The organism is Ruminococcus champanellensis 18P13 = JCM 17042, assembly GCF_000210095.1.
GTDB classification, from domain to species: Bacteria; Bacillota; Clostridia; order Oscillospirales; family Ruminococcaceae; genus Ruminococcus_F; species Ruminococcus_F champanellensis.
Genome location: NC_021039.1, coordinates 829,485 through 833,812, shown reverse-complemented (window position 1 = coordinate 833,812; position 4,328 = coordinate 829,485). Strand labels below are relative to the sequence as shown.

The 4,328-nt window shown below is 55.7% G+C and carries 7 protein-coding genes; all 7 read left to right on the top strand.

Features of this window, described 5'->3' with window-relative positions; all coding sequences use genetic code 11:
• Positions 1–27: 27 nt before the first annotated feature.
• Positions 28–471, top strand: a complete 444-nt coding sequence (locus RUM_RS03690; RefSeq protein ID WP_015557866.1) for a YaiI/YqxD family protein — start codon at positions 28–30, stop codon at positions 469–471.
• Between the two features lie 108 nt (positions 472–579).
• The gene (locus tag RUM_RS03685) at positions 580–906 is read left to right on the top strand and encodes a PadR family transcriptional regulator (RefSeq protein WP_015557865.1); all 327 of its coding nucleotides are present in this window, start codon (positions 580–582) and stop codon (positions 904–906) included.
• The gene (locus RUM_RS03680) at positions 893–1,501 is read left to right on the top strand and encodes a DUF1700 domain-containing protein (RefSeq protein ID WP_015557864.1); all 609 of its coding nucleotides are present in this window, start codon (positions 893–895) and stop codon (positions 1,499–1,501) included. The genes RUM_RS03685 and RUM_RS03680 overlap by 14 nt, the downstream gene beginning before the upstream one ends.
• Positions 1,498–2,457 (top strand): DUF4097 family beta strand repeat-containing protein, encoded by a 960-nt coding sequence (locus tag RUM_RS11970; RefSeq protein ID WP_015557863.1) that lies wholly within the window; start codon positions 1,498–1,500, stop codon positions 2,455–2,457. Before RUM_RS03680 ends, RUM_RS11970 begins: the two co-directional genes overlap by 4 nt.
• A 156-nt stretch (positions 2,458–2,613) precedes the next feature.
• Positions 2,614–3,021: a phage holin family protein gene (locus tag RUM_RS03670; RefSeq protein ID WP_041326249.1), complete on the top strand. Its 408-nt coding sequence runs from the start codon at positions 2,614–2,616 to the stop codon at positions 3,019–3,021.
• Complete coding sequence (locus RUM_RS11965) at positions 3,018–3,665, top strand: M23 family metallopeptidase (RefSeq protein WP_015557862.1); 648 nt, start codon at positions 3,018–3,020, stop codon at positions 3,663–3,665. The genes RUM_RS03670 and RUM_RS11965 overlap by 4 nt, the downstream gene beginning before the upstream one ends.
• 223 nt (positions 3,666–3,888) lie before the next feature.
• Positions 3,889–4,328: hypothetical protein (locus RUM_RS12840; RefSeq protein ID WP_041326248.1), on the top strand; the 440-nt coding region annotated here is incomplete at its 3' end.

Genomic DNA, 4,328 nt, shown 5'->3' with positions numbered 1-4,328 from the left:
TTGTCTGAATGCAAAGGGGGACTTTTTATGCATATTTACATAGATGCAGATGGATGTCCGGTGGTGGAACAAACCATCCGGCTTGCACGGCAGTATGGGGTGCCATGCACCATTCTGTGTGACAGCGCCCACGTGTTCCAGGACGAGTATGCAAATACCATCACGGTTTCCACCTGGGCGGACAGTGTGGACTTCCGGCTGGTGAACCTCCTGCATCCGGGCGATCTGGTCATCACCCAGGACTACGGGCTGGCTGCCATGTGCCTTGCCCGGCAGGCATATGTGCTGCACCAGGACGGAAACTGGTATACCGGTGAGAACATTGACGGGCTGCTGGAAACCCGGCACACCGCCAAACGCATCCGACGGCAGGGAGGCAGGCTCCGGGGCGCTCCCAAGCGAACCCTCGCCCAGGATCAGGCGTTCTGCCAGGCACTGGAGCAACGACTCCGGGTAGTGACAACTGAATAGGCAACGCTAAGATTTTGCGGCATGGAGATTCCATGCCGCATTTTTTGCAAATACCCCTTGACACACAATACTATGTGTGATATAGTATTACATGTCGGGAGGTATGGTATGGACATTCAACTGAAACGTGGACTGCTGGACGTATGTGTGCTGGCGGCCATCAAAAATGAGGATTCCTATGGATATCAGATCATCAAGGACATCAAGCCCTACGTGGAAATTTCGGAATCCACCCTGTACCCCATTCTCCGGCGGCTGGAAGCCGGACAGATGCTGACGGTGCGCAGCACAGAGCATGGAGGACGGCTTCGGAAATACTACCACATTACGGAGCAGGGACTCCGGCGGCTGGAGGAATTTCAGCAGGAGTGGCAGGAGCTCCAGGCAATCTACAAATTTATTACAAAGGAGGAACCGGAACATGAATCAAACTGAGTGGATCACAGCCCTTCGGCAGGCGCTAAGGGGCTTACCCCGGGAGGACGTGGAGCGTTCCGTGGGATTTTATGAAGAAGCCATCCAGGATCGGATGGAAGAAGGCTGCACGGAGGAGGAAGCAGTGGCGGCTATAGGCACGCCCCGGGATATTGCGGATCAGATCCTGGCGGAGATTCCTCTGACGAAGCTGGTCAGGAAAAAGGTCGCCCCCACACGGGCGTTCCGCCCCTGGGAAATCATTCTGCTGATTCTGGGTGCACCCCTGTGGCTGCCCCTGCTATTGGCGGCGGTCAGCGTATTCCTGGCAATTTACATTGCCCTCTGGTCCGTGATCCTGTCCCTGTATGCGGTGGATCTGAGCGTTGCAGCATGCGGCATTGCCGGAATCGTGGGCACCTTTCTGTATGGGTATCTGTCCGGTGGACACATTGCCGGCTCCCTGCTGTTCCTTGGGGCAGGACTTCTGTGCAGCGGCATTGCCCTGTTCCTGGTTTTCGGATTCAACCAGGCAGCCCGGGGCATTCTGCTGCTGAGCAAGCAGTTCATGCTCTGCATCAAGGCACTGTTTAAGAAAAAGGAGGAAGCCGCATGAAACAAGGAAAGAAAATTGCTCTGACAACCGCATCCGCACTGGTATTTGCCGGACTTGTCTTATCTGTCGGCTCCATGTGCGCCATGGACTTTGATTTCTCCAAGCTGGAAACCACCCCGCTGCACAGCGAAACCATCCAGGTGGAGCAGTCTTTCACCAACATCTCCATGACAGGAACCAGCTGTGATATTCAATTTCTCCCTGCGCCAGACGACAGCTGCACCGTGACTTGCAGCCTGCGGCAGGGCAACCGCTGCGAAGCGCAGGTTCAGGACGGCACCCTGTACATCCGGCAGTGGGAGGAACAGAAGTGGTATCTGGGCATTTCCCTGCACCCGGAGAAGATCCGGGTATACCTGCCGGAAGACAGCTACGCCTCCATCCAGGCGGAAACAAACAGCGGGGATCTGACCATATCGGAACCGTTACAGTTCCAAAGCGCAAATCTTCAATCCAACAGCGGTTCCATTGACCTATCCGCATCCATTTCCGGCAAGTTGTCCATGACCGTCCAGAGCGGAGACATCCGGGCAAAGGATACCCGGCTGCACCAGCTGGAGGCACGATGCAACAGCGGCAGCATCCTCCTGGATCAAGTACATCTGAAGGCGGATGCACAGCTGCATGCCAACAGCGGCAGTATTACCCTGACGGATGTGCAGGGCGGAACTCTGTCCGCCGATGCAGGCAGCGGGGATGTACGTCTGACTAACGTGCTGACGGAAGACAGCTTGCGACTGGAAACCAACAGCGGCAATATCAAGCTCCAGCACAGCGATGGCGCCGCCATCACCATCCGGAGCGGCAGCGGCGATGTGTCCGGCAGTCTGCGTACCCCAAAGCAGTTTGTGACCCAGACCGGCAGCGGCAGCTGTTCCGTGCCGGAATCCGGCACCGGAGGCGCCTGTGAAATTCGCACCAACAGTGGAGATATTCGATTAAAGGTGGAAGAATAGGAAAGCGGCAGGGCAATCCCCTGCCGCTTTTGCAAATCATATGTGATTGCGCTTGCTCCGGGGAATCCGGAGCAAGTTTTTTTCTGCACACTTGTATGCGACCGTACAAGTTTCCCTGGAATGCGCTGTATGATTGAGGGAGAAAGGAGGAAAGGCGTGGAAAAAGCATGGCAAACCCTATGCGCAGTGGCACTGGCTGCCGGCAGCTTTTTATTCGGCAGTCCGGACGGGCTGCTGCTGACTCTGCTGGCGTTTGTTCTGATGGATTACGCCACCGGGCTGCTGGCGGCAGTCTGTGCCCGGCGGGTATCCAGTGCCGTAGGATTCCGGGGACTGCTGCGAAAAATGCTGATCCTTGCTATGGTGGGCATGGGGCATCTGCTGGACACCCAGCTGCTGCATGCCCAGGGGCTGCTGCGCAATGCGGTGATCGGCTTTTATCTTGCCAACGAAGGGCTCAGCATTCTGGAAAACGCCGGCCGCATGGGACTGCCCCTGCCGGAAAAGCTCCGCACCGTGCTGGTGCAGCTGAAAACCGAAAAAGGAAAGGATGAGAAACGATGAACAGTCCCTATATGGGGAAATTCCGCATTTCACAGCTCTATAAGGGTGTCGCTCACGATGGGCTGGATTTGGTGGGGGTGGACAGCAAAACCATCCACAGCACCGTCAACGGGGTGGTGCTGTACGCCGGTTGGGAGAACAGCTTCAATCACCGGCAGGGCTTTGGTCAATATGTGAAGATCCGGCGCACCGGCACCCAGGAGGTCTACTACTTCGGGCATCTGTCCAGCCTGCTGGTAAAAACCGGGGATACGGTGCGGATCACTGACCCCATTGGCATAGAGGGCAGCACAGGCAGATCCACCGGCAGCCACCTGCATTACTGTATGCGCATGGGAGGCATCAAGGGTCAGCACCGGGACATCAACCGGATCTCCGGCATTCCCAATGTAATCGGCACCTATGACGACGGCTATGTATCCCGGATGCAGACCCTGGAGGAACAGGCACAGCAGCTTTCCCTCTCCGTGGGGGATCGGGTTCGTGTCCGGCAGGGCGCAACGGATTACAAGGGCAAAAAGCTGGCGGCATTCGTGTACCGGACGGTGTATCAGGTACAGCAGATCTCCGGCGACCGGATCGTGATCGGCATTGGCGGACAGGTCACTGCTGCTATGCATGCAGCAGATCTGACACGCATCTAAGGCAATACTGCACGATCTTTGTACGGTATTGCCGAAACATTTTGCAGGAGGGATCTCTATGGGGCGCATGGGGTCCCTCCTTTGCTATATTCTGCTCCGGACATCCGACAAAATGCCCTCATTTTTTTGTATGGATTTTTCGATTTTTTCTGTAGGGGGGCTTGCTTTTTTGTTTAAAATACTGTATAATTTAAAGTGCAACACCATGCTTAGGAGGATTACCATGCAAATTTTTCTCATCAACGCAATCAACGGGGGCGTTGTCCACGGAACAGAGAACGGAAAGAAAACCGGCTGCGGTATCAATCTGACAAAGCCTGACAACATCGGAAAATTTGTAAGCGGCGCACCCATGCAGGATATTGTAGATATCACCTGCGAAAAGTGCAAGATGGTTCTGGCAAAAAAGCTGATCAAAGAAAGCAACAAGGAGCTTGCACGGCAGCTCAAGGAAGAAAAGAAGATGCAAAAGCATGGCGGCATGGGGGTCGCACCCATGGGGCCGATCAGTTCTGCGCCTACACCGCCTCCTGCACCTGCACGCACATCTGTGGCACCTCCCCCGCCTGCTCCGGTACCCCCCAGGGCACCGGCAGCGCCGGAAAAGGAGGTTCAGCCTGTATTCACTGCATACGAACCGCCTGTCAAGCAAAAAGCTGCACC

Excerpts from the sequence above, each read along its gene's own strand:
- RUM_RS11970 (WP_015557863.1), top strand. The coding sequence starts at position 1,498 with ATGAAACAAGGAAAGAAAATTGCTCTGACAACCGCATCCGCACTGGTA.
- RUM_RS03685 (WP_015557865.1), top strand. The coding sequence starts at position 580 with ATGGACATTCAACTGAAACGTGGACTGCTGGACGTATGTGTGCTGGCG.
- RUM_RS11965 (WP_015557862.1), top strand. The coding sequence starts at position 3,018 with ATGAACAGTCCCTATATGGGGAAATTCCGCATTTCACAGCTCTATAAG.
- RUM_RS03680 (WP_015557864.1), top strand. The coding sequence starts at position 893 with ATGAATCAAACTGAGTGGATCACAGCCCTTCGGCAGGCGCTAAGGGGC.
- RUM_RS03690 (WP_015557866.1), top strand. The coding sequence starts at position 28 with ATGCATATTTACATAGATGCAGATGGATGTCCGGTGGTGGAACAAACC.